We start from the raw sequence: 25,178 nt of genomic DNA, 5'->3' as shown, positions 1-25,178 counted from the left end.
AAAAAAGAAGCTAAAAGTTCCCGTTAAACAACTGCCGACTGAATTCATAGATACTGATAAAGAAGCTACTCGTCAAATACCCTAAACTAATACTAATCAATAGAATAAGAAGACGAATTTTCACGGCTGTATCAGCACTTACCTTTAAAAAACGCTCCCACTGAACCACCGTTGAAAGAAGGTGGTAGGCAAAAGAAATAAATAATAGGTGACTGCAAAAAGTAAAAATCATTTGAATCATACCTCTATTATACCATAAGAAAAACTTTCCTTTCATATTCTTTAGATGCAAAAAAAAGAAGTCGATTTAATCAACTTCTTTCTATTTTTATAATCGATTTCCGACATTAATCCGGTTAATAGCTCGTTGAAGGGCAATTTTTGCACGACGCTCCATATCAACAGAATGTTGATCTTTGGCTTCTTCAAGAGCCTTTTCCGCACGCAATTTTGCACGCTCAGCCCGGCTAATATCAATGTCTCGGGCGCGTTCAGCTGAATCCGCTACAATGGTAATGACATTATCCGCTACTTCGATAATCCCACCATTGACTGCAATCCAATCAATATGTTTGTCATCGTCGACACGACGAACCTTGACTTGGTCTACAGCCAAAACCGCAATGGTATTGATATGATGAGGTAAAATCCCTAATTCACCATCAATTGTCTTGACAGATACAAATGCGGCATGATGATCATAAACCAGTCCATCCGGTGTAACGATTTGGACGTTCATTTGACTCATCTTTCACCTCTTCTTAGAATCCCATTTTTTCAGCTTTGGCGATCACATCTTCGATCGATCCAACACCACGGAAAGCATCCTCTGGCAAGTGGTCATATTTCCCATCCAAAATTTCCTTAAAGCCACGAACAGTTTCTGCAACTGGTACATAAGAACCTGGTTGACCAGTAAATTGTTCCGCCACGTTAAAGTTTTGAGACAAGAAGAATTGGATACGACGGGCACGAGCCACCAAGGTCTTTTCATCATCAGACAATTCATCCATCCCCAAGATAGCAATGATATCTTGCAATTCGTGGTAACGTTGAAGGACGCGTTTGACCTCAGAAGCCACTGCATAGTGCTCTTCTCCGACGATATCTGGGGAAAGGGCACGCGAGCTTGATGCCAATGGGTCCACGGCAGGGTAAATCCCTAATTGAACCAATTTACGCTCCAAGTTGGTCGTAGAGTCCAAATGGGCGAAGGCTGTTGCTGGGGCAGGGTCTGTATAGTCATCGGCTGGCACGTAGATGGCCTGGATCGATGTAACAGAACCTTTCTTGGTTGAGGTAATCCGTTCTTGCAATTGACCCATTTCAGTTGCCAAAGTAGGTTGGTAACCAACGGCTGAAGGCATGCGTCCCAAAAGGGCTGATACTTCTGATCCGGCTTGGGTGAAACGGAAGATATTATCGATAAACAAGAGAACGTCTTGACCTTCCACATCACGGAAGTATTCCGCAATGGTCAAACCAGTCAAGGCTACACGCATCCGTGCTCCTGGTGGTTCGTTCATTTGTCCAAAGACCATGGCTGTTTTTTCGATAACGCCAGATTCCTTCATTTCCCAGTACAGGTCATTCCCTTCACGGGTCCGTTCACCAACCCCGGTAAAGACGGAGATCCCACCGTGCTCTTGGGCAATGTTGTGGATCAATTCTTGAATTAAGACGGTCTTCCCAACTCCGGCACCACCGAAGAGGCCGACCTTCCCACCTTTCAGGTAAGGGGCCAAGAGGTCAATGACCTTGATCCCTGTTTCAAGAATTTCTTCTGAAGTAGAAAGCTCATCAAAGGATGGAGCTTTTTTATGAATGGATTCACGAGGAGCATCTTCTGGAAATGCTTCTTCCAAGTCAATGGTATCTCCCAAGACGTTGAAAACACGTCCAAGAGTTTCTTTTCCGACAGGCACAGAGATTGGACGACCAGTGTCCAATACTTCCATCCCACGAGTCAAGCCATCTGTTGATTCCATGGCAATGGTGCGAACGACACCATCCCCAAGTTCAAGAGCTACTTCAAGAACGACTTTTGATTTTTGTTGGTCATTTTTATAGACTACAAGCGCATTATTAATCTCAGGGAGTTTATCGCCCGCAGCAAAAGCTACGTCAACGACAGGACCTACAACCTGAGAAATTTTGCCTAAACTCATGTCATTCTCCTATTCTATTAAGTTTCTAAGCTTGTTCATACATATAAGCAAGCTTATTTTTGTATTGTTAAAATGTGCATCGAATCAACTACTCAAGCGCACTCGCTCCTGCAACAATTTCCGTAATTTCTTGCGTAATGGTTGCCTGACGAGCTCGGTTGTATTGAATGGTCAATTCATCAATTACTTTCTTGGCATTGTCTGTTGCTGTTTGCATGGCCATCATACCAGCAGCATTTTCAGCTGTTTTGGCATCAATGATGGCTCCATAAATCATACTTTCAGCAAACTGTGGAAGCAATTGATCCAAAATCGCATCTCGGTCTGATTCCAACTCCAGATTCAAGATATAATCTTCATCTGCTTCGTTGGGGTCCAAGTCAATGATCGGAAGCATTTGCTCAACCCGCAATTGACTGGTCAAACTATTGACGTGGTGGTTATAACAGACATACAATTCATCAAACAATTCATTTTGATACATTTGGACTGTCTTGTTAATGATCTTCCGCACTTCGTCAAAGCTTGGTTGATCAGCTAGGCCACGTAGTTCATAAACCGGCTGGATGCCTCTTGCTCTAAAGAAATCTGCCCCAATACTTCCAATACAGATGACTTCAAAATCCTCACCTGTTGGATGGTATTCTTCCTTCAATTCCATGACAGACTTGAGAATAGAAGCGTTGTAGCCTCCCACTAGTCCACGGTCAGAAGTGATGACAATATAAGCAGACTTTTTGACAGGCCGACTCTTTAAAAATGGATGGTACTTAGCATTCTCAGCCTCATGTCCATGTAAGAGGTCGGTCAATAGCTTACGAACCTTAGATGCGTAAATTTGGAAGTCCTTGGCAGCTTGCTCAGACTTCCCAAGTTTGGCAGCAGATACCATCTGCATAGCATTTGTAATTTGACTGGTATTCTTTGTCGATGCAATTTTATTTTTGATATCATTTAAAGAAACTGCCATCTGCCACTCCTATTTCTATTTGAAACTTGATTGGTTGACAAAGTCAGTAATCACTGCATCCATTGTTTCTTCACTTGGAAGATCTTTGGTCGTCCGAATGGTTTCAAAGATTTCTGGATGATGCGCTTCTACAAAGGCAAACAATTCCTCTTCAAAGCGAAGGATATCATCAACAGGTACACTATCCAAGAATCCATGTGTCAAAGCATACAAGATGACTACCTGTTTTTCAACAGTTAATGGTTCATGGACTGGTTGCTTCAAGACTTCTACTGTCCGGCGACCACGGTTCAACTTAGCTTGAGTAGCGGCATCCAAATCACTACCAAACTTGGTGAAGGCTTCCAACTCACGGTAAGAAGCTAGGTCAATACGGAGAGTCCCCGCAACCTTCTTCATGGCCTTGATTTGGGCTGATCCACCAACCCGTGACACAGATGATCCCGCGTCAATGGCTGGACGAATTCCTGAGTTAAAGAGGCTATCTTGCAAGAAGATTTGACCATCTGTGATCGAAATTACGTTAGTCGCGATATAAGCAGAAATATCCCCTGCTTGTGTCTCAATGATTGGAAGTGCAGTAATGGAACCACCACCCAATTCATCCGATACTTTCGCAGAACGTTCCAATAAACGGCTGTGAAGGTAGAAGACATCCCCTGGGAAGGCTTCCCGTCCTGGCGGACGACGAAGAAGGAGGGACAATTCACGGTAAGCAACGGCTTGTTTAGACAAATCATCATAGACGATTAAAACGTGTTTGCCATTGTACATAAACTCTTCGGCCATAGCAACCCCTGCATAAGGTGCAAGGAACAAGAGTGGAGATGGTTGTGAGGCTGATGCCGTCACCACAATGGTGTAATCCATGGCTCCATACTTACGAAGTGTTTCTACTTGTGTCCGAACCGTTGATTCTTTTTGTCCAATTGCTACATAGATACAGATCATATCTTGATCCTTTTGGTTCAAGATAGTATCGATGGCAATTGAGGTTTTTCCTGTTTGACGGTCTCCGATGATCAATTCCCGTTGGCCTCGTCCAATCGGAACGAGGGCATCAATGGCTTTCAAACCTGTTTGAAGAGGCTCTGATACAGATTTCCGTTGCATAACACCAGGAGCTGGTGTTTCAACTGGACGGAAGGTATCAGTTACGATTTCTCCCAAGCCATCCACTGGCTGACCAAGAGGATTGACAACCCGACCAATCAAGGCGTCCCCAGCAGGGACTTCCATGATTTTACCAGTCCGACGAATCGAGTCTCCTTCACGAATGTCTGTGAAGTCTCCAAGGATGATAATCCCGACATCTGTCGTTTCCAAGTTTTGCGCCATTCCGTATGAGCCGTTTTCAAAGATCAACAACTCCCCACTCATTGCATTTTCAAGGCCATGAGCACGCGCAATCCCGTCACCAATATAGGTAACGACTCCGGTCTCTGTGACGTCAAAATTTGGCTGGAAATTTTCAATTTGTTGCTTAATTAAAGCGCTGATTTCTTGTGCGTTAATCGCCAAAATTCACACCACTTTCTATTTCAAATTTGCTTTTATGACTTGCAATTGACGTTTGAGACTGGTATCAAGCATCTTGTGATTTGCTGAAACCACAAAACCACCAATCAAATCCGGATCCAGTTCTTCTTTCAGAGAACGAACTTGGATACAAAATTTCTTTTCAATAATAGGGATCAACTTTTCTTTTTGAGCCTGATCCAGTCCGGCAACCGAAGAAACGGTTACTTCGAAACAGTTGCTCAGCTGTTGAATTTGATCCATACTAACTCTGACAATGTCATAAAATAAGGCTTCACGATGATTGAGAATAACCACTTCAATCAAATGGTCTAGTAATGCTGAATCCGAGTTTTGAAAGAGTCGAAGACTCTTCGCTTTCTCTTCATCCTCTACACCGATATGAGCTAAAAATGCAGCAAGGCCTGTTTCTTCAAAAACAGCCTTAATTTGACTTAATTTTTCATAAACGTCATCTTGCTGATTCTTTTCAAATACCAATTGAACAAAAGGCTGGGAATATTTCTCAATTACCATTAATTGCTTTTTGTCCATTAGGCATCTCCTAATTCATTTAGGTAGCGATTGATCAGTTGGCGATGGCCTTCAGAGTCCAACTGTTGGCTTAGCAATTTACCTGCCAAGTTGACGGTTAGGTCTGCGACATCTCCCTTGATACTGTTCATCGCTTCTTCTTTATTTTGCGAAATTTCTAATTGCGCTTTTTCTTTCAAGCGAAGGGCTTCTTGGTTAGCTTCACTGAGAATATGAGCCTTATTTTTTTCGGCTGTTTCCTTAGCCGTTTCAAGAATTGTCGTTGCTTCTTGACGACTACCTGCCAACTCCGCTTCGCGTTTTGCAGCTAGTTCCTCTGCCTTTTTACGGGCCGCCTCTGCTTGGTCAATATCATTGGTAATTTTTTCAGCACGCGCATCCAAAATACTAGTAATATTGCCCCAAGCAAATTTCTTTACTAAAAAGATTAATAAGAGGAAGGAACCAGCGATAAGAATAAAGTCACCAATAATGGTACCAATTGTTAAATCCATCTTCTACTCCTCTACTTACTCTTCCTCACCGTTTATTTTTTTACCTATGTACATGGATGACAACATGGTAAATACATAGGCTTGGATACATGAAATGAAAATCGAAAAGGCTGTCCATAACATGCTTCCAACAAAGGCTACTGGATACCAATAAAAGGCCAGTTGCGACAAGCTTAGTAACAAAGATGCTAAGACTTCACCAGCAAAAATATTCCCGTAGATCCGAATCGCTAAGGATGCAAAATTCGTTACCTCTTCTAGGAGGTTCATCGGGGTCATAAATCCTGGTGTTGCAAAAGCCTTCAAGTATTCCTTAATGCCTCGGCGACGAATTCCTTCCACATGAGCAATCAGGGTGATCAAAAATGAAAGAGATAGGTCATATCCAAGGTTAGCCGTTGGAGAAGTCCACAAGTTATAACCGTTTGTTGTTTGGACTTTTGCCATCAAGCCAATATTGTTGGCCACCAAGATAAAGAGAAAGAGAGAAAACAAGAACAAAGAATAGTTCTTCATGTAGCGTTCTCCAATGTTTCCCTTGGTAAAACTAATGACAAAATCGTAAATCATCTCAAGAGCATTTTGTTTGCCCTTAGGACGGAGGGTCATTTTGCGACTTGCCCAATAGACAAAAGCAAAGACCATCAAAACAGTTACAAGAGACATGGCAAGTAGGGTCAAATCAAAGGATACTGGTCCAATATTTAGGGTTGGATTCACACTTTCTTCCAAGGTTTGACACCTCCTTTCCTAAATAGAGAAGTCTATTTAATAACGAAGGCCATGGCCAAGGTTACGAAGAAGGTACCTTCGACAAAGGCAACACCAAGAATCAAGAGACTACGCAATTGACCAATAATTTCTGGTTGACGTGATGCAGATTTGAACAGATTGCTCATCATCAAACCTTCCGCAAGTGACACACCAAAACAGGCTAAACAAAGACCTAAAAATGTTAAATTCATGATGAATTCTCCTTAAATAAATTTTACTCCCTTAGTTTACTCCTAAAAGATATAATAGTCAAATGTTTGCTCAGAATGAAAACGTTTTACCACAATTCTGTCACCACTTTTAAAATTCCTCTTACCACTAGCGTTCAAAAGATTCTAATTATCTTTAGACACTTTGTCTATTTTTGTATTTCACACAAATTTATATTATTTTTATCAGAAGAGGAGGCATTATTACCAAGGATAGAAAAAACTCACCTGACGAGCAGATGAGCATTTTCTTCCTATTTAAAAATAGAGGTTTTGAAACTGTCTGTTTGTTGCAGCCATTTCTTAAAGAGTTTTTCTTTCAAGGCAAGGGTATAGTCAAATTTGACAGCACCATTCTTCAAGCTGGCCTGATCTTTTTCAACCGCAGTCGCGAAAGCTTGTTTCAAGTCTTCATAAGTGCTGTAAGTAGTGCCATCCACTTCAATAGACTGAAGTCCATTTTTAGCACTGGTCACAACTTCATTGAAGTAGGCTTTCTTCCAGTCTTCAAGGGTACGGAATGTTCCATCAGAAATCTTTTGAATGATGTAATCATCCCCTAGAGTCGCATGACCTGCTTGTTTGGATTCTTGTTTATACTTGTTTGAAGCATAGCCTAAGAAGCCTTTTTCATAGCCAAAGTAACCCCAGATTCTGAAGGTATTGTGTTTGAAGGACATGGCTCCTGGGGCCCCTTCACTGGTGTTCCCACCATAGATACCAGTCATCATCGGTACAGTCACATAGGCTGAACCAAAGTCAGATGGATTATAGACTCCATTACCAGGACCTCGATTGGTCATGAAGTTGTTGGTGATAAGGTCATCAACTGTATGTAAGGTGATGGCTTTTTCCTCATCACTCAAAGGACGCACCTTATCAAATTGATTCTTGGTGTTTGCCCCTCGGTATTGCTTGTCAACCTTCTTGAACCAAGCATTGTTTAATGCCTGACTGCCTTTGTTGAGGACAGCTTCTCCTTCTAGGTAATCCAGAAGCATGAGGGTGTCGTTATAACCTTTCATGTAGCGATCAATGTCCTCACGTGAGATGAGGTCATTTGGATTGGTATTGTACCATTGGTTTCCATCGTTAGGACGTTCATAGGCCATATTGAGACCTAGGGCCTTGTATTCCCCATTTGGATTGGATAAAGATGGCGTTTGGAGCATGCCTTGGGCAAAGGCTTCAATATCGGTTCCTTCGCGGTGTCTCCAACCACCTAAGTAAACCATGCGGTCATTGACGTGCGTCGTTTCGTGGGTAAAGGCAGAGACCCCAAAGTCACTAATCATATCGGTCACCATGAAGAAGACAGAGTCGTCTTTATAAGGATTTCCGTAAATTCGCGCCACTGCTCCCATGCGCCAATCTGTCGCATGGTAACGATCGGTTGGACCATACAATTCACGGATTGGAGCCACATCTTTGCCATTGTTGGTATGTCCATAGCGATCTGTACTAATGCCCTTGTAGTTTTGGTTATCAAGAACAGGGGTCGGCACCATATTGTTGCTCTTCAAGAGCTGATTGCGAACCTTATCCGTTGCTAGACGTGACCAGAAATCGAGATAATTCTGTTGGCCTTTCGCCACCTTGTCAATTTCCGCTTTGAAGGCATTCCGCTCTGCTTCCGTGTTCTTACCATATTTCTCGAATGAACTATAGGCCATGGTATTGTAGGTTGAAATCAAGAACATCTGGGCATCTTTTAAGTTCAAGAGTGGCAAGATCATTTTACCGTGAACATCATTGTTTAAGCCCTCATAGGCTCTATGCTTAGCAGATGCGAACGCTGGATTGGTCGTCTCAGGCTCCACAATATAGACATTGTCTTTGGTTGCTTTGATAAACCAATCGTTCAAGTCTGTCTCTTTTGTGAAGAGTTCCATGTTGTATTGCAAGAAATCATTGAGATTTCCAGAGCGAGTATGCTTAGCAACTACTTCTCGGAAAGCATCATGGGTACGAGTCCCTTTGATGTAGTCTTCTTTTGAACCAATTTCGATCAAGCGGTCTAAAACATCGACATTCTTCCCATAGAAGTCTGGCTTGAACAACATGAGCTGCTTAAGATTGACATCATCAAACTTCACTCCATAATAGCGGTTGAGGTAAGAGAGACCCAAAAGAACAGCGGCCTTGTTGTCATCAACTTTCTTGATAAGGGCCCGTTTAGCAGCCTCATCCGTGTTCAATTGATGGTCTTGGTTTTCAACCAGTTGTTTGACAAAGTGAGTCAGATTGTCCTTGACTTCTTGGAAACTCTCCTCGAGGTAAAGGTTCTTAATAGCATTGACTTTGTTAGGACCTGTTCGACCAAGATGGGTGTAAATTGGATCCGATTGCAATTCGACTGGACTTAATTTTTCAACAATGGCACTAATGAGATCACTACGGTCTTTGTCCACCATATTCGGCGTGTAGACTACTTCACCGAGCTCCGCTACACTGTACTCTTTGACTTGTTTGACCTTAGACTCTTTCGGTGAAATGCTGAAGATATCTTTGGTCTTATCTGCGTAGTGGATCAGGATGTGATCAGCATCAGCTAGTTCCGTGACAAAATCATTGCCCTTCATAGCGGTCACAGACAAAACTTCCTTGGTCAAGAGAGGACTCGTTGCAGCCAGTTTATTCCCTTGGTCGACAATCCATTCTTTGTTGTAGAAAGGTTGCAATTTAGCAATATTGCGGTAAGCTAGCTCACGAGTCGCATCGTAACCAGTGATGGCCTTGTATTGATCGTCTTTGTTAACAAGGTGATTGAGTGTATCTTCAATCGGTTTACTGCTGGTAAATTTATCAGCAGTGATTCCCATTGCATCGATTTTCTGCTCAGCTTCTGCCAGCGAGATGCTAGGGATTTTACGGGAGTTGTTAAAGCTTTTCTTCCCTTCACTCACGCCTTCCACACTGTAATTGCGCTTGGTTCTTGAATAAGTGAAATAATCATCTGCGTCGATATCTGAGTGACCAAAGACCATCTCACCAGTTTTGATTTTCATCATGGTGATGTTGTCTTCAATAGCACCCAAGGCCCAGTTGGTACCCAGCAATCCACCAGACTGAACAGCTTCTTTTAGTTCGATAGAACCTTTAGCAACTGAATTTCTGAGAACCCCTTCTTTACCTACTGTGTGGTTATTTCCACCATTTTGAGAGGAATAAACGAGACCTGCCGCTTTGGCTTTGTTCCCAGTGATTTCAGCATCAACGTAAGCTTTTTCAACAACACCTTTCCAGTTCTCGCCAACAACACCCGCTAGATAGCCACCTTTGTTACCAGCAGCGTGCAGTTTACCGATAAAGGCAACATTGCTGACCTTCCCACTGCCATCAATTTTATTGACGATCCCTGCTACGTCATTGTTCCCAACAACACTTCCTGTTACTTTAACATTTTCAACAGTTGCATTGTTTTTGATGACACCTGCGATTGGGGCTACTCGATCAACTCCAGGCAGGTCAATCGCAACATTTTCAAGCAAGAGATTCTTAACCGAGCCACCTTCGATGTTCCCAAACAGTGGTCGCGTGATATTATGGATGGCAAATGTATTTCCATCCGTACTTTCCAAAATCCCCTTGAAGGCATTAGTCACATAGGATTTCCCTGCTGCTGGCACATTGGCCGCATTCATATTGCTACCAAGCTTAAAGATACCAGTCGGATTGGCTTGCATGGCTTTTACAAGTTCGTTGAAATTGTAGTAGACATCACCTTCATGAGCTTTTGGTTTCGCAATATAGTGGACATAGTCCTCATTGAACTGGTTGTCTGCAGTCCGTTGGACCAAATCTGGAGCTTTGGCTGTTACTTTGTAGAGGGTCGCGCCATCTACCGTCACTTCTTCAATTTTATCAACAGCCAGTTTTGTGACCTTATTATCATGGGTGGTAACCTTTAAGTAATAAGGTTTCACATCTGAAGGTGTTTCTGACAAGAGGCTACGATCGGTCTCAAGGCCTTGGTCATCCACGCTAATCAGACTGGTTTCCTTGATGTTTTTGACTTCAACTTTTTTAAGGTCAAGTCTTAGCGGTTCTTCCTTGAGAACTTCTTTTTCATCCCCATTTCCACGGTCATAGACCATGGTCGTTGCGAGCGTGTAATCCTTGTAGTAGTCTAAGTCTGATAAAGCAGCCGCTAAATCCGTCTCAGAAAGGGCAAAAGTTTTCACCACTTGATCACCCTTCTTCAATACAGCTTGGATAGACTTGATGCTCACACCGTCTGGTTTATCCAAACGATAAGTAGCTTTGGCACTGCGCTTCAATTCTTCCTTATCGACCTGGGTCAAGGTTAAAGTTGGCTTTTCAAGTTCTTTGGTCCCTTGTTGAATGATCCGATCTTGAGCTTGTTCAACTACTCCCTCCGTAACCGTTGGGGCATCCGCAGTTTTAACTCCCTTGATGGTCTTGTAGACCTTGGTGATTTTCTTCTTCCCATTCTTACCGGCTTGAGAAACCCTTTCAGTTCCTTTTAGCAAGGTGGCATCTTGTTCGGTTACCGTCTTAAATGGAATTTCCTCAAACGAAACATCCTCTGTTTGGCCTTCAATAGCCTTAGTCCCACGACTAATTTTTTCTGTCACAGGAGCTTTTACCGTTTCAGTTGTCGTGCTGAGGGGTTCTCCAACTTTCTCGCCATTGACTGTTTTATAAACACGACGAATCTCCTGACTACCAGCCTCGCCTTTCTGAAGAAGGCTTTCTTCATCGGTGTAACGATTGGCGTCCGTTACATACTCTGTTTCATATGGAAGGATTACCGTTTCTGTCTCCGTCACTGTCCCTTCCGTTACTTGATAGGTTGGGTTCTCCGGTTGAATAGGAGCTTCGCCTACATGACCTTCTTCTTGTGTCCCTTTTGCTTCCACCACACCTGTATAGGCTGGATTCTCCGGTTGAACAGGAGCTTCACCCACATGGCCTTCTTCCTGTGTTCCCTTAGCTTCTACTAGGCCTGTATAGGCTGGGTTCTCCGGTTGAACAGGAGCTTCACCCACATGACCTTCTTCCTGAGTTCCCTTTGCTATGACCACTGGGACAGGTTGTGGACTTGGTTGGGCATCTTCTTTTGTCCCGACAGCAAGAATTTGTGAAACTGCTTCTTTAGTAACCTTGCTTTCAACTACCTTGCGAACTTCCTGACCATTTACCGTACTTACTTCTGTAAAAACAGTCTGTTCACCATTTTGTCCAGCTCTTAAAACTGCTGTTTGACCTTTTGCTAAAGTAGGATCTGCTTGTTCTACCGTTTCAAACGGAATAATTTCTGTTGAAACTTCAACATTTGGCTTGTCCACTATAGGGAATGCAGGACCCTCTTCAGGTGTTACCTGAGATAGAGTCTTTCCTTCTGTTGCAGGTTGGGATACTGGCTTCTCTTCCACTCTTACATGAGGTTCTTGGCCCGTAGCTCTTGGATCAACTGGACAACGAAGGTAGCCAACATAGTCATAGCCTTCAATCGGAATGACACCATTGGCTAGTTCTTTACTGCTTGCAATTGAAAGAGTTTGATTGTAGCTTGCTAATTCAATATTTTGCAAGGCTGCGGCATCAATAGATAAGAGCAGACTTTGCCCCATGGAACCAATTAATAGGAGTCCCATTACTTTTTTGCGGTGTTTTTTGGACAGCAAAAGAACTGCTAAAGAGGCAGTCGCTAAACTAAGGCCAGCAATCGCCAATTCGGTCGTCCCTGTTTGTGGCAGTATCCCTTGACTAGGTGTTTTCTTCTTATAGACCAAATAAAAGGTATCTTCATTTTGATATTCTTCAGGAATAGCACGAATCACCTGCGCTTGTTCCTCAGGGGTCAACTCATTTTCCGTGACATACCCCATATGAACTGTCGCTTCTGCCGTGAATTGATCAGCTTGTACAGAAGGCGCTCCTAATACACTCCCTGCAAAAAGAAGGGCTCCAATAGCAACCGGACCCACTCCGACGGATAATTTCCGAATCGAATACTTGGTAATCTTTTCAAAAGCTTGTCTTCTTTGTTTCATCCTATAACTTCCTACATAGTAATATTTGTAAATCATAGGAAGTCTCATTTATTTTTGGAGAAGGTCAGGGCTTTCCCTAAACCAGCTTCCTGTGATTTTTTACCTTTACCTATCTTATCTTTTTTCTCAGCTTTTAGCAACTTATCTTACTCAGATTTCTTCCCTTTTTTTACTTCTTATATTTAAGTAGTGCCTCTTCCTTTCTTCGCAGCAAAAAAACGCCTAGAAATAGGCGTTTTTAGAGATTTATTTTACAAGGACTGATAGAGATCCGCATAGTGTTGACTAGCCGTATCCCAAGAGAAATCACGGCTCATAGCTTCTCTTTGAAGACCGTACCAAGCATTTTTATCATGAGTATAGACTGTCAAAGCTTGATCAACAGCCCAGTTTAACCAATAACCAGATAGGTTGTTAAAGCTAAATCCAGTACCACTGCCATCGATGACATTATAGGCTTGCACTGTATCACGCAGTCCCCCTACCTCGTGAACCAATGGCAAGGTACCGTAGCGCATAGCCATCATTTGAGAAAGTCCACATGGTTCAAATCGGCTTGGCATCAAGAAAACATCCGAAGCAGCATAGATTTCTTGCGCCAACTGCACGTCAAACATGATGTTAGCAGAAAGTTTATCTGGATAAGCTTGACCAAACCAAGCAAAGGCTTGCTCAAAGCCAGGATCTCCTGTACCCAAAAGAACGATTTGGATATCCTTTTGTAGAAGGTTGTGGAGTTCTTCAACCACCACGTCAAAGCCTTTTTGGCGGGTCAAACGAGAGACAATCCCAAACAAGGGAACATCATCACGTACTGGAAGTCCGACACGTTCCTGAAGAGCCCGCTTACTTGCTGCTTTCCCTGATAAATCATCTTTACTGAAATGATAGGTCAAGAGGGGATCTGTCTCAGGATTGTAGAGGTCTGTATCGATTCCATTCACAATCCCCGTTAATTTACCAGATTCCATCCGCAAGATTTGATCGAGTCCGCAACCATATTCAGCCGTCATGATTTCATAACCGTAACTTGGTGAAACAGTGGTCACACGATCAGCATAGAGGATCCCGGCCTTCATCCAGTTCAAGCAATCCTTCCAACGAAGGGTCCCATCTTCATAGCGTTCAAATCCAACTCCAAATAAATCCCACAGCATTCCTGGGTCAAACTGCCCTTGGAACTCTAGATTATGGATGGTCAAGACAGACTTAATACCATTGTAAGCTTGAATCCAACGGTATTTTTCCTTAAGAAGGAAAGGAATCATGGCGGTATGATAATCATGAACATGGATAATATCTGGAATGAAGTCGACTCGTTCCATCATCTCCAGCGTTGCCAATTGGAAGTAGGCAAAGCGCTCGCCATCATCAAAATCTCCGTAGACATGTCCTCTAAAGAAATATTTCTGGTTATCAATAAAATAGAAGGTGACACCATCACGATAGATGCGTTTCACACCAACGTATTCACTTCTCCATCCCACTCTGGTCTCGAAGTGTAGCACATCTTCAACTTGGTCGCCAAATTTCGCCTCTACCATGTCGTAGTAGGGGAGGACGACACGAACATCATGGCCTTTTTTAGCCAAGGATTTAGGGAGTGCTCCAATGACATCTCCCAAGCCCCCTGTTTTTGAGAAAGGAGCTCCTTCAGCTGCAACAAACAATAATTTCATTATCCAATATCCTCTGTAATCACAGCACCTTTTTTAATCACAAGAGGTGCCTCTTTGGTTCCACGAATGGTAACGCCAGTTTCAACTACGACACCCTTGTCAAGAATCGCATGCTCTACGACTGCTCCCTCATGGACAACAACACCTGGGAACAAGAGACTGCTACGAATTTCTGCCCCCTTATGGAGATGAACACGACGAGAAATAACAGAATCATGTACCAAAGCTTCGACAATGCTTCCTGAGGCAAATTGCGAATTCTTGATTTGCGAACCAGCCGCATAGTAAGTTGGCTCTTCGTTTTTCACCTTAGTATAAATCTTTTGATTTGGGGAGAAGAGTGACATGAATTTCTGAGTTTCCAACATGTCAAGATTAGCGCGGTAGTAGGATTCAACAGAGTGAATATTGGCAATATAGCCAGTGTATTCGAATGCGAATGCTCCATATTCAACCGCTAAATCACGTAGGATATAACGCAATTTTTCTGGATGTTCTTTGTGAACCTCTTGCTCCAATTTTTCAATCAACCAAGGAGTATCCACGATAAAGATATCTGTTGACATATTGTAGAGAGCTTCTGGATCTTGACCTTCAAACAATTTTTGACCAGTCACATGATCTGTCTCATCAATATCTAAGATGGCATTTACTTCCGAGATATCTCGTTGATTCATTTTCTTGTAGACCACTGTGATTGGTCTGTCAACGGTATTGTGCAAGTGGAAGACTTGGTTCAAATCGATGTTTACTAAGATATCACAGTTCAGAGCGACTGTCTGGTTCGAACCAGAGCGTTTCAAATAGGTCAAGAGTTGCTCGTAGTATTCTTTGCCAACGTTTGAACTTTCCACTGGAGTGTTGTAGATACCAAGATAGTAGTGACTCAAGAGAGTTGACAAGCCCCACTCACGACCAGAGCGAATATGGTCAAAGACGGAACTGATATTTTCTTGCTGGAAGATACCAAATACACTACGAATCCCTGCATTAGCGAGGCTAGAAAGCGGGAAGTCAATCAAGCGATATTTCCCATCAAATGGCAGACTGGCAACAGGACGATGATCTGTCAATGACGACATATCATGGAAGCCTACTGTGTTTCCTAAAATGGCTGAATACTTATCAATCTTCATCTGTTGCTACCCCCACTTTTTCGTTATATCCAACGACTTGTACTTCTTCCGTTCCATCGATGACAACACCTTCTGAAACAACTGCTCCTTCACCGATAATAGCACGTTTAATCACGGCACCTTGTCCGATAATGGCACCACTCATGACGACAGAATCTTCAACGACTGCACCTTTACGAACTTGTGCTTCCGTAGACAAAATAGAATGTTTTACTGTTCCGTCTACCAAGCACCCATCCACCACCAAGGAATCTTCAATATGGGCATGTTTGCCAAAGGAGTTTGGAGGTGAAATCAAGTTACGAGAATAGATCTTCCAGTGACGATCACGGCTATCCAAGGCATTGTTTGGATCAATGTATTCCATATTCGCTTCCCAGAGAGATTCAATAGTCCCTACGTCTTTCCAATAGCCCTTGAATTCATAAGCATAGACGCTTTCTCCAGATTCAAGGTAAGTTGGAATAACGTTTTTACCAAAGTCAGACATATCGATGTCACTCTTCTCTGCAGCCACTAGCATGTTGCGAAGACGAGACCAGTCAAAGATATAAATTCCCATAGAAGCTTTTGTTGATTTTGGCTCTGCAGGTTTTTCTTCGAATTCGACAATTCGATTGTTGGCATCCGTATTCATAATTCCGAAACGGCTAGCTTCTTTTAAAGGTACATCCAATACAGCTACTGTGAGGCTGGCATTGTGATCCTTGTGAGACTGAAGCATTTCGTCGTAGTCCATCTTGTAGATATGGTCTCCAGAAAGAATCAACACGTACTCTGGATTGATGCTATCGATGTAGTCGATATTTTGGAAAATCGCATGACTTGTTCCTTCAAACCAACGATTTCCTTCACTTGCAGAATAAGGTTGAAGGATAGAAACCCCAGTATTAATGCCATCAAGACCCCAACTGGAACCATTTCCGATATGATTGTTTAAGGCAAGTGGTTGATACTGAGTAATCACGCCAACATTGTGGATACCTGAGTTGGCACAGTTGGATAAGGCAAAGTCAATAATACGATAACGTCCCCCAAACTGCACTGCAGGTTTGGCAATGCTTTGAGTGAGTTTTCCAAGGCGAGTTCCTTGCCCACCAGCAAGGATCAGAGCTAGCATTTCATTCTTCATTGATTACTCCTTTTTGGATTGACGAGACCTTCTTCCCACTTCCGAAGAGAGGCGCTACACCCTCTTCTACAGAGTTAGGAATGGGATCATAGACTGCGATCAGTAGATCACCAACAACTATTTTTTTGTTTTAGACACATTGGAACGAAGTTTTCGTTTCACTTTCCATACACTAGCTCCAAGAGCCGGTAAGGTGAAGGTCAAGGTTTGTGGATAATCTTTCCATAGTCCCTCTTGAGTCTTCACTTCCTGGTTGTGCTCTTTCCAGACACCTCCCCATTTCTCTAATTCTGTATTCCAAATTTCTTCATAGACCCCAGCAACAGGGACGCCGACTGTAAAGTCCTTGCGCTCTACTGGTGCCATATTAAAGATACAAAGCAGATGATTTCCTTTTTTATCCTTACGAGTAAAGGTCAAGACACTTTGATCTCGGTTATCTGCATCAATAATCTCAATACCATCATAGCTATCATCAATTTCCCAGAGCATCTTGTTGTCTTTGTAGAATTGATTGAGCTGTGAAGTAAACTCTTGCATCTTGCGGTTCATCTCATCATCCAGATTGGACCATTCTAGCTGTTCTTCAGACTTCCATTCTAAGAATTGGCCGAACTCTGAACCCATGAAGAGCAATTTCTTACCTGGGTGACAAATCTGATAGGTCAAGAGGTTTCGCAAGCCAGCGAACTGGTTGTAGCGATCCCCCCACATCTTATGCATGAGACTCTTCTTCCCGTGAACCACTTCATCGTGAGAGAATGGCAACAAGAAGTTTTCAGAGAAAGCATACATAAAGCTAAAGGTCACCAAGTTAAAATCAAATTTCCGATAAATAGGATCTTCCTCGTAGAAGCGAAGGATATCATTCATCCAACCCATATTCCACTTGTAGTCAAATCCTAAACCACCATACTCTTCTGGACCAGTAATCTTGGTGCCAGATGAACTTTCCTCCGCTACCATGATGACATCCGGATGTTCTGATTTAATCACAGCATTCATCCGCTTAAGGAAATGGATCCCCTCATAGTTGAGATTTCCACCATCAATATTTGGTGTCCATGGTCCACTATCATAGTCTAAGTAAAGCATGTTGCTGACCGCATCGACCCGAATTCCATCCAAATGATAAAACTCAATCCAGAACTTCACGCTAGAGATGAGGAAGGATTGGACCTGGTTTTTCCCTAGGTCGAAGTTCAAAGCTCCCCAGCCATAGTTGTGGGCACGATGATGGTCTTGGTATTCAAAAGTAGGTGTTCCATCGTAATAAGCCAGGGCATCATCATTGATGGTAAAGTGTCCCGGCACCCAGTCCACAATCACCCCGATGTTATTCAAGTGACAAGCTTCCACGAAATCTTGAAACTCTTCCGGTGTTCCATAGGTATGCTCTAAGGCAAAGTAACCCATCAATTGGTAGCCCCAACTAAGCCCAAGCGGGTGAGCCATCACCGGCATGAACTCCACATGGGTATAGTTCATTTTTACCAAGTAAGGAATCAAGTCTTCCTTCAACTGAGCAAATGAATAAGGGCTTCCATCTTCATTGCGTTTCCAAGAACCTGCGTGAACTTCATAGATATTTACTGGACGAGATCTAAAGCCAAGCTTTCTCCGTCTGGCCATCCAGAGTCCATCTTTCCATTTCCGCTCTGGAATATCAGTAATCACCGCTCCAGTCCCCGGACGTTTTTCCATGCGAACTGCTAAAGGATCCACCTTCATCAAGCGGTGACCATTTTGTCTTATAACATGGAACTTATAGATATCGCCAACTTGAGGTGCAGTTGTAAAAACTTCCCAAACACCAGCTTCGTTTCTTACCATAGGAATTTCATTTTCTTCCCATTGGGTGAAATCACCTACCAAGTGTACTGCCTGAGCATTTGGAGCCCATACACGGAAACTATACCCCTCTACACCATCTACTTGCTCTTTATGAGCCCCTAGATAATGTTGAAGATGAAAGTTCTCCCCGGTTCCAAATGTATACAATGCTTGTTTCGTATCCATTCACTCACCTCTCTCGCTTTTATGTAAGCGCTTCCTATTAGTATTATTCTACTATAAATAGTTGAAATATTCAAGATTTTTTCTTGAATAATACGATGAAAATTTATGAAAATAATTTGAAACTTCCATTATCTCCCTGAAATTTCCTAAAATAGATTCAGAATTGTTCACCTTTCAAACTATCTTTCTAACATTATACTATAAAAATAATCGTAATTAAAGCTATTTCCGAAAATTTTTAGAAAATTTAGATTTTTTGTTTTGATATAGCGACACCTACACCATTTTTGTTCAGCTACTTCATTTAAAGATACAAATAGAGGGGTAAAATAAAAAAGCTACCGCCTCTTCCAAGGTGATAACTTTTATCAGATTTTTGCATCAATTAGTCTACGTTCACATATTCTTTTGAAAGTTCAAGCACTTCTTCCATTGTTGAACATTCAGTAAGCGCACGATTAGCGTATTCTTCCATTTTAGCTGTGTCAAGTTTCTTCATCAAGCTACGTGTACGAAGGACAGATGTAGCTGACATTGAGAACTCATCCAAGCCCATTCCGACAAGAAGTGGAACAGCAGTTTGGTCACCAGCCATCTCACCACACATACCAGCCCATTTACCTTCAGCGTGAGCTGCTTTGATCACATTGTTAATCAAACGAAGGATCGATGGGTTATATGGTTGGTAAAGGTATGAAACTTGTTCGTTCATACGGTCAGCAGCCATTGTGTATTGGATTAAGTCGTTTGTACCAATTGAGAAGAAATCAACTTCTTTGGCAAATTGGTCAGCCAACATCGCTGCAGCTGGGATTTCAATCATGATCCCTACTTCGATGTCGTCAGCAACGGCAACACCTTCAGCAACCAATTTCGCTTTTTCTTCTTCCAGAATACCTTTAGCAGTACGGAACTCTGTCAACAAAGCAACCATTGGGAACATGATCCGCAATTTACCGTGAACAGATGCACGAAGCAAAGCACGCAATTGTGTACGGAACATTTGGTTACCAGTTTCAGAGATAGAGATACGCAAAGCACGGTAACCCAAGAATGGGTTCATTTCTTTAGGAAGATCGAAGTAAGGAAGTTCTTTATCCCCACCGATATCCATTGTACGAACGACAACAGGTTTACCGTTCATACCTTCAAGAACTGCTTTGTATGCTTCGTATTGATCATCTTCAGTTGGGAAGTCTTGAGAATCCATGTACAAGAATTCTGTACGGTAGAGACCAACAGCTTCAGCACCATTTTCGTTCACACCTTCAACGTCTTTAGGTGTACCGATGTTAGCTGCCAACTCGAAGTGTTTGCCATCTGCAGTAACAGTTTTGGCATCTTTCAAAAGAGCCCATTCAGCTTTTTGTTTAGCGTAAGCTTCACCAGCTGCTTTAAATTCAGCGATTTGTTCTTCACTTGGGTTGATGACTACTTCACCAGTGATTCCAGATACAGCCAACACATCACCATCTTTTACAAGATCGGTAATGTTGTTTGTACCAAGAACCGCTGCAATTTCAAGTGTACGCGCCATGATCGCTGAGTGACTTGTACGTCCACCAATGTTTGTAACAAAGGCTTTAACGAACTGTTTGTTCAATTGAGCAGTATCGGATGGAGTCAAGTCATGCGCAACCACGATTGCTTCTTCATTGATAGTTGCTGGGTTTGGCAATTTCTTACCAAGCAAGTTTGCAAGAACACGTTTGGTCACGTCGCGAATATCTGCTGCACGTTCTTGCATGTATGGGTTATCTTCCATTCCTTCAAAGATGGTGATAAACATGTCTGTGACTTCTTTTAAACCAGCCTCAGCATTCACCTTCTTCGTGCGAATTGTTTCCTTGATCTGACCAACCATTTCAGGGTCAGAAAGAACCATCATGTGAGCATCAAATACTTGTGCCGCTTCCTCACCAAGGCTCGCTACTGCATTCTCCCGAATAAGAGAAAGCTCGTTCTGTGAAGCTTCTAGAGCTACATCCAAACGAGCTTCTTCTGCATTTGTATCTTCAACTGAGATTGTTTCAAATGACAAGTCGGGTTGAACAAGTAGATATGCCTTAGCAACAGCAACACCATCAGATGCTGCAATTCCTTTAAGCATTTCTGTCATGTTTATGCCAATCCTTCTTTTTCCATTGTTTCAGCGATTGCTGCAAGAGCATCATCAGCGTCAGCACCTTCAGCTGAGATTACAACGTCAGCTCCTTGACCAACACCAAGGCTCATAACACCCATGATTGATTTCAAGTTAACTGATTTACCTTTGTATTCAAGAGTAATATCTGAAGCAAATTTGCTAGCAGTTTGAACCAACAAAGTTGCTGGACGTGCGTGGATACCTGTTTCTGCCACGATGTGGAAATCTTTAGAAGCCATAGTTTGACTCTCCTTTTAAAATTAGTTTTTGAGTTATCTGTGATAACCCTTACAATTTGCTATTATATCATCTTCTTCATTATTTTTCAAGATTTTTATCACACACTTACTGAAAATACTTACAAGAAGCACTCATTTTTCTCTTCTTTTGATCTGCTTTTGTTACTTTCTTCTATTTAAATAAGTAGAATTGGTTTCATAGACACAGTATATAGAATTTTAGGAAAAACGACTAAATTACTTTGACTTAAAAAACCTATATTTTATCACGTTTTCCTTAATTTTCACTAATTCTTACAATACTACATGTTGTGGTATCATTCGGAATAGTTTATTTATGTGCACAATATTTAGTTAAAACTCTTGACAAGAAAAAACCTTTTGTTTATACTAGATACAGATTTATGAATTTAGAGGAGTTAGATCACATTATGGTGACAATTTATTCAAAAAATAATTGCGTTCAATGTAAAATGACCAAACGTTTTTTAGATACCAATCACGTTGAATACCGTGAAATTAATCTAGATGAGCAACCTGAGTTTGTGGACCATGTGAAGAACCTTGGTTTCAATGCTGCGCCAGTTATCCAAACAGCAGATGAAGTCTTCTCTGGCTTCCAACCAGCTAAGCTCAAGAAATTATCTTAACATTATCAAACAGGATCTGATTGGTCTAGGGAATGGATTACTGTAGTTCTCGACTACGGTGTTCCCCTGGCCCTTTTACTTGTACAGGGGAGCTTGCCTCCCCTTTGTTTTTGAATTAGAAAAAGGAACATTATGGGATTAAAATCACTTGAAGACGTAACCTACTTCCGTCTTAATAATGAAATCAACCGTCCAGTTAACGGTCAAATCATGCTTCATAAAGATAAAGAAGCCTTGGATGCTTTCTTCAAAGAAAATGTTGTGCCAAATACCATGGCCTTTGATTCAATAACGGATAAAATCAACTACCTTATTGAACACAACTATATCGAAACAGCCTTCATTCAGAAGTACCGTCCTGAATTTTTGGAAGAATTGGCCCAATTTATCAAAGATCAAAACTTCCAATTCAAGTCCTTCATGGCTGCCTATAAATTCTATAACCAGTACGCTCTGAAAACAAATGATGGAGAATACTATCTCGAAAGCATGGAAGACCGCGTCTTCTTCAATGCCCTCTATTTCGCGGATGGAAATGAAGACATTGCCAAAGATATCGCAAACGAAATCATCCACCAACGCTACCAACCAGCTACTCCTTCTTTCTTGAATGCTGGACGTGCCCGTCGTGGAGAATTGGTCTCCTGTTTCTTGATCCAAGTAACCGATGACATGAATGCGATCGGGCGCTCTATCAACTCAGCTCTTCAACTTTCACGTATCGGTGGTGGGGTTGGAATCTCCCTCAGCAACCTTCGTGAAGCTGGAGCACCGATCAAGGGCTATGAAGGAGCTGCTTCTGGGGTCGTACCTGTTATGAAACTGTTTGAAGATAGCTTCTCTTACTCGAACCAATTGGGACAACGCCAAGGGGCTGGGGTTGTGTACCTTAACGTCTTCCACCCAGACATCATTGCCTTCCTTTCTACTAAGAAAGAAAACGCCGATGAAAAAGTTCGGGTTAAGACTCTTTCACTTGGGGTCGTCGTGCCAGACAAGTTCTACGAGTTGGCTCGTAAGAATGAAGAAATGTATCTCTTCAGCCCTTACTCTGTAGAGCGTGAATATGGAGTGCCATTCAACTACATCGACATCACTGAAAAATACGATGAGTTGGTTGCTAATCCAAATATCCGCAAGACAAAAATTAAGGCCCGTGATTTGGAAACTGAAATTTCTAAATTGCAACAAGAATCTGGTTACCCTTATGTAGTCAACATCGATACTGCTAACCGGGCAAACCCAGTCGATGGAAAGATCATCATGAGTAACTTGTGTTCAGAGATCCTCCAGGTTCAAGAGCCAAGCTTGATCAACGATGCCCAAGAATTCATTAAAATGGGGACTGATGTCTCCTGTAACCTTGGTTCAACCAACGTAGTCAACATGATGACTTCACCTGATTTTGGACGTTCCATTCGTGCCATGGTTCGTGCCTTGACCTTCGTTACCGATAGTTCTCATATCGTCGCTGTTCCTACTATCGACCACGGAAATAGCCAAGCGCATACCTTTGGTCTTGGTGCTATGGGACTACATAGCTACCTTGCCCAACAATTGATCGAGTATGGATCACCTGAGTCTGTCGAGTTCACTAGCATCTACTTCATGCTCATGAACTACTGGACTCTCGTAGAATCAAACAACATCGCGCGTGAACGGGGTATTACCTTCCACAACTTTGAAAAATCAGACTACGCCAACGGTAGCTACTTTGATAAGTACACAACCGGAGAATTTGTACCAAAATCTGATCGCGTCAAAGAACTCTTTAAAGATATCTTTATTCCTAGTGCAGAAGACTGGGCTGAACTTCGTGATAAGGTCAAAGCAGATGGTCTTTACCACCAAAACCGCTTGGCTGTTGCACCAAATGGATCTATCAGCTACATCAATGACGTATCTGCTTCTATCCACCCAATCACACAACGGATTGAAGAACGCCAAGAAAAGAAAATCGGGAAGATCTACTACCCTGCGGCTGGATTGTCAACAGATACCATTCCTTACTACACTTCTGCCTACGACATGGATATGCGCAAAGTCATCGATGTCTATGCTGCCGCAACTGAGCATGTAGACCAAGGACTTTCACTCACTCTCTTCATGCGCAGTGACATTCCAAAAGGCCTTTACGAATGGAAATCTGAAAACAAACAAACCACTCGTGACTTGTCTATCCTTCGCAACTATGCCTTTAACAAAGGTATCAAGTCTATCTACTACGTCCGTACCTTTACCGATGATGGTGGAGAAGTTGGCGCAAACCAATGTGAAAGCTGTGTCATCTAAGACACTCTGATCCATTGCTACCAAAAAGTCGGTTCGCCGACTTTTTGTGCGATATTCTAACAATTGTGATAGAATAATAATGATTGTATGATCGAATGAATTAGAAAAAGAAAGAGATTTCAAATGGAAACTTACTACAAAGCCATTAACTGGAATGCCATCGAGGATGTCATCGATAAATCTACTTGGGAAAAGCTAACCGAACAATTTTGGTTGGATACACGTATTCCTTTGTCAAACGACTTGGATGACTGGAGAAAATTATCTCACAAAGAAAAAGACTTGGTTGGTAAAGTCTTTGGTGGATTGACACTCTTGGATACCATGCAGTCCGAAACTGGTGTGCAAGCTCTTCGTGCAGATATTCGCACTCCCCACGAAGAAGCTGTCTTTAACAACATCCAATTTATGGAATCTGTCCACGCTAAGTCTTACTCTTCTATCTTTTCTACCTTGAATACCAAGTCAGAAATCGAAGAGATTTTCGAATGGACCAATACCAATCCTTTCCTTCAGAAGAAGGCAGAAATCATCAATGAAATCTACCTCAATGGGACTCCCCTTGAAAAGAAGGTAGCCAGCGTCTTCCTTGAAACCTTCCTCTTCTACTCTGGTTTCTTCACACCACTCTACTATCTTGGAAACAACAAGTTGGCCAACGTAGCTGAGATTATCAAGTTGATCATTCGGGACGAATCTGTTCACGGAACCTATATCGGCTACAAATTCCAACTTGGATTTAACGAGTTACCAGAAGACGAACAAGAAAAACTCAAAGAATGGATGTACGACCTGCTCTACACCCTCTATGAAAATGAAGAAGGCTACACAGAGAGCCTCTATGACGGTGTAGGCTGGACAGAGGAAGTCAAGACCTTCCTTCGCTACAACGCCAATAAAGCCCTTATGAACTTGGGTCAAGATCCGCTCTTCCCTGACTCAGCAGATGATGTCAACCCAATCGTCATGAACGGAATCTCAACCGGAACATCCAACCACGACTTCTTCTCACAAGTCGGAAATGGTTACCTCCTCGGTGAAGTTGAAGCCATGCAGGATGACGATTATAACTACGGCCTATAAGACAAAAACCTTTCCAAATGGAAAGGTTTTTTTGTTGATCATTTTTGGGAAATGATAGCTTAGAGCTTGTGAGGATCGTAAAAATCACACCTAG

The 25,178-nt window shown here is 42.3% G+C and carries 19 protein-coding genes; 3 read left to right on the top strand and 16 right to left on the bottom strand.

Going from position 1 to position 25,178, the window contains the following annotated elements:
* Nucleotides 1-10: 10 nt before the first annotated feature.
* The 16 genes from AC3E8G_RS02335 to AC3E8G_RS02260 form a co-directional block, all read right to left on the bottom strand.
* Nucleotides 11-241: a DUF1146 family protein gene (locus tag AC3E8G_RS02335; protein ID WP_154858505.1), complete on the bottom strand. Its 231-nt coding sequence runs from the start codon at nucleotides 239-241 to the stop codon at nucleotides 11-13.
* Nucleotides 242-328: 87 nt separating this feature from the next.
* Entirely contained in the window at nucleotides 329-748 is a 420-nt protein-coding gene (locus tag AC3E8G_RS02330) for a F0F1 ATP synthase subunit epsilon (RefSeq protein ID WP_120702141.1), read from the bottom strand.
* A gap of 13 nt (nucleotides 749-761) precedes the next feature.
* Nucleotides 762-2,168: a F0F1 ATP synthase subunit beta gene (gene atpD, locus AC3E8G_RS02325; protein ID WP_125374267.1), complete on the bottom strand. Its 1,407-nt coding sequence runs from the start codon at nucleotides 2,166-2,168 to the stop codon at nucleotides 762-764.
* An 88-nt stretch (nucleotides 2,169-2,256) separates the two neighbouring features.
* A complete protein-coding gene (locus AC3E8G_RS02320; protein ID WP_006596944.1) occupies nucleotides 2,257-3,138 on the bottom strand; it encodes a F0F1 ATP synthase subunit gamma in 882 nt (293 codons plus the stop codon).
* Between the two features lie 15 nt (nucleotides 3,139-3,153).
* Entirely contained in the window at nucleotides 3,154-4,659 is a 1,506-nt protein-coding gene (atpA, locus tag AC3E8G_RS02315) for a F0F1 ATP synthase subunit alpha (RefSeq protein WP_154858506.1), read from the bottom strand.
* A 15-nt stretch (nucleotides 4,660-4,674) separates the two neighbouring features.
* The gene (locus tag AC3E8G_RS02310) at nucleotides 4,675-5,211 is read right to left on the bottom strand and encodes a F0F1 ATP synthase subunit delta (protein ID WP_490676923.1); all 537 of its coding nucleotides are present in this window, start codon (nucleotides 5,209-5,211) and stop codon (nucleotides 4,675-4,677) included.
* Nucleotides 5,211-5,705, bottom strand: coding sequence for a F0F1 ATP synthase subunit B (gene atpF / locus AC3E8G_RS02305; RefSeq protein ID WP_154858508.1), 495 nt, complete (start codon nucleotides 5,703-5,705; stop codon nucleotides 5,211-5,213). Before atpF ends, AC3E8G_RS02310 begins: the two co-directional genes overlap by 1 nt.
* A 15-nt stretch (nucleotides 5,706-5,720) precedes the next feature.
* The gene (atpB, locus tag AC3E8G_RS02300; protein ID WP_490676922.1) at nucleotides 5,721-6,437 is read right to left on the bottom strand and encodes a F0F1 ATP synthase subunit A; all 717 of its coding nucleotides are present in this window, start codon (nucleotides 6,435-6,437) and stop codon (nucleotides 5,721-5,723) included.
* 32 nt (nucleotides 6,438-6,469) lie between these two features.
* Nucleotides 6,470-6,670, bottom strand: a complete 201-nt coding sequence (locus AC3E8G_RS02295) for a F0F1 ATP synthase subunit C (RefSeq protein WP_023022742.1) — start codon at nucleotides 6,668-6,670, stop codon at nucleotides 6,470-6,472.
* A 272-nt stretch (nucleotides 6,671-6,942) separates the two neighbouring features.
* Nucleotides 6,943-12,708 carry a ZmpA/ZmpB/ZmpC family metallo-endopeptidase gene (locus AC3E8G_RS02290; RefSeq protein WP_490676921.1) on the bottom strand — a complete coding sequence of 1,922 codons (5,766 nt, stop codon included), beginning with the start codon at nucleotides 12,706-12,708 and terminating at the stop codon, nucleotides 6,943-6,945.
* 251 nt (nucleotides 12,709-12,959) lie between these two features.
* Nucleotides 12,960-14,387: a glycogen synthase GlgA gene (glgA, locus tag AC3E8G_RS02285; protein ID WP_154858511.1), complete on the bottom strand. Its 1,428-nt coding sequence runs from the start codon at nucleotides 14,385-14,387 to the stop codon at nucleotides 12,960-12,962.
* Nucleotides 14,387-15,523 carry a glucose-1-phosphate adenylyltransferase subunit GlgD gene (gene glgD, locus AC3E8G_RS02280; protein WP_154858512.1) on the bottom strand — a complete coding sequence of 379 codons (1,137 nt, stop codon included), beginning with the start codon at nucleotides 15,521-15,523 and terminating at the stop codon, nucleotides 14,387-14,389. The genes glgA and glgD overlap by 1 nt, the downstream gene beginning before the upstream one ends.
* A complete protein-coding gene (locus tag AC3E8G_RS02275; RefSeq protein WP_490676920.1) occupies nucleotides 15,513-16,655 on the bottom strand; it encodes a glucose-1-phosphate adenylyltransferase in 1,143 nt (380 codons plus the stop codon). Before AC3E8G_RS02275 ends, glgD begins: the two co-directional genes overlap by 11 nt.
* A gap of 117 nt (nucleotides 16,656-16,772) precedes the next feature.
* Nucleotides 16,773-18,674 carry a 1,4-alpha-glucan branching protein GlgB gene (gene glgB / locus AC3E8G_RS02270; protein ID WP_490676919.1) on the bottom strand — a complete coding sequence of 634 codons (1,902 nt, stop codon included), beginning with the start codon at nucleotides 18,672-18,674 and terminating at the stop codon, nucleotides 16,773-16,775.
* Between the two features lie 385 nt (nucleotides 18,675-19,059).
* Nucleotides 19,060-20,793: a phosphoenolpyruvate--protein phosphotransferase gene (gene ptsP, locus AC3E8G_RS02265; protein ID WP_490676918.1), complete on the bottom strand. Its 1,734-nt coding sequence runs from the start codon at nucleotides 20,791-20,793 to the stop codon at nucleotides 19,060-19,062.
* Between the two features lie 2 nt (nucleotides 20,794-20,795).
* Nucleotides 20,796-21,059, bottom strand: a complete 264-nt coding sequence (locus AC3E8G_RS02260; protein WP_006596636.1) for a phosphocarrier protein HPr — start codon at nucleotides 21,057-21,059, stop codon at nucleotides 20,796-20,798.
* 431 nt (nucleotides 21,060-21,490) lie between these two features.
* On the opposite strand from AC3E8G_RS02260, the gene nrdH reads away from it, so the two are divergent.
* The 3 genes from nrdH to nrdF all read left to right on the top strand — a co-directional run bounded on the left by nrdH (nucleotide 21,491) and on the right by nrdF (nucleotide 25,084).
* Nucleotides 21,491-21,709: a glutaredoxin-like protein NrdH gene (gene nrdH / locus AC3E8G_RS02255; RefSeq protein WP_006596951.1), complete on the top strand. Its 219-nt coding sequence runs from the start codon at nucleotides 21,491-21,493 to the stop codon at nucleotides 21,707-21,709.
* Nucleotides 21,710-21,841: 132 nt separating this feature from the next.
* Nucleotides 21,842-24,001, top strand: a complete 2,160-nt coding sequence (gene nrdE, locus AC3E8G_RS02250) for a class 1b ribonucleoside-diphosphate reductase subunit alpha (protein WP_414286133.1) — start codon at nucleotides 21,842-21,844, stop codon at nucleotides 23,999-24,001.
* Between the two features lie 123 nt (nucleotides 24,002-24,124).
* Nucleotides 24,125-25,084, top strand: a complete 960-nt coding sequence (gene nrdF / locus AC3E8G_RS02245; protein WP_414286134.1) for a class 1b ribonucleoside-diphosphate reductase subunit beta — start codon at nucleotides 24,125-24,127, stop codon at nucleotides 25,082-25,084.
* Nucleotides 25,085-25,178: the final 94 nt, after the last annotated feature.

Source organism: Streptococcus sp. SCPM-O-B-15294 (M123), assembly GCF_058200455.1.
This window is presented reverse-complemented; position numbering and strand designations above follow the sequence as displayed.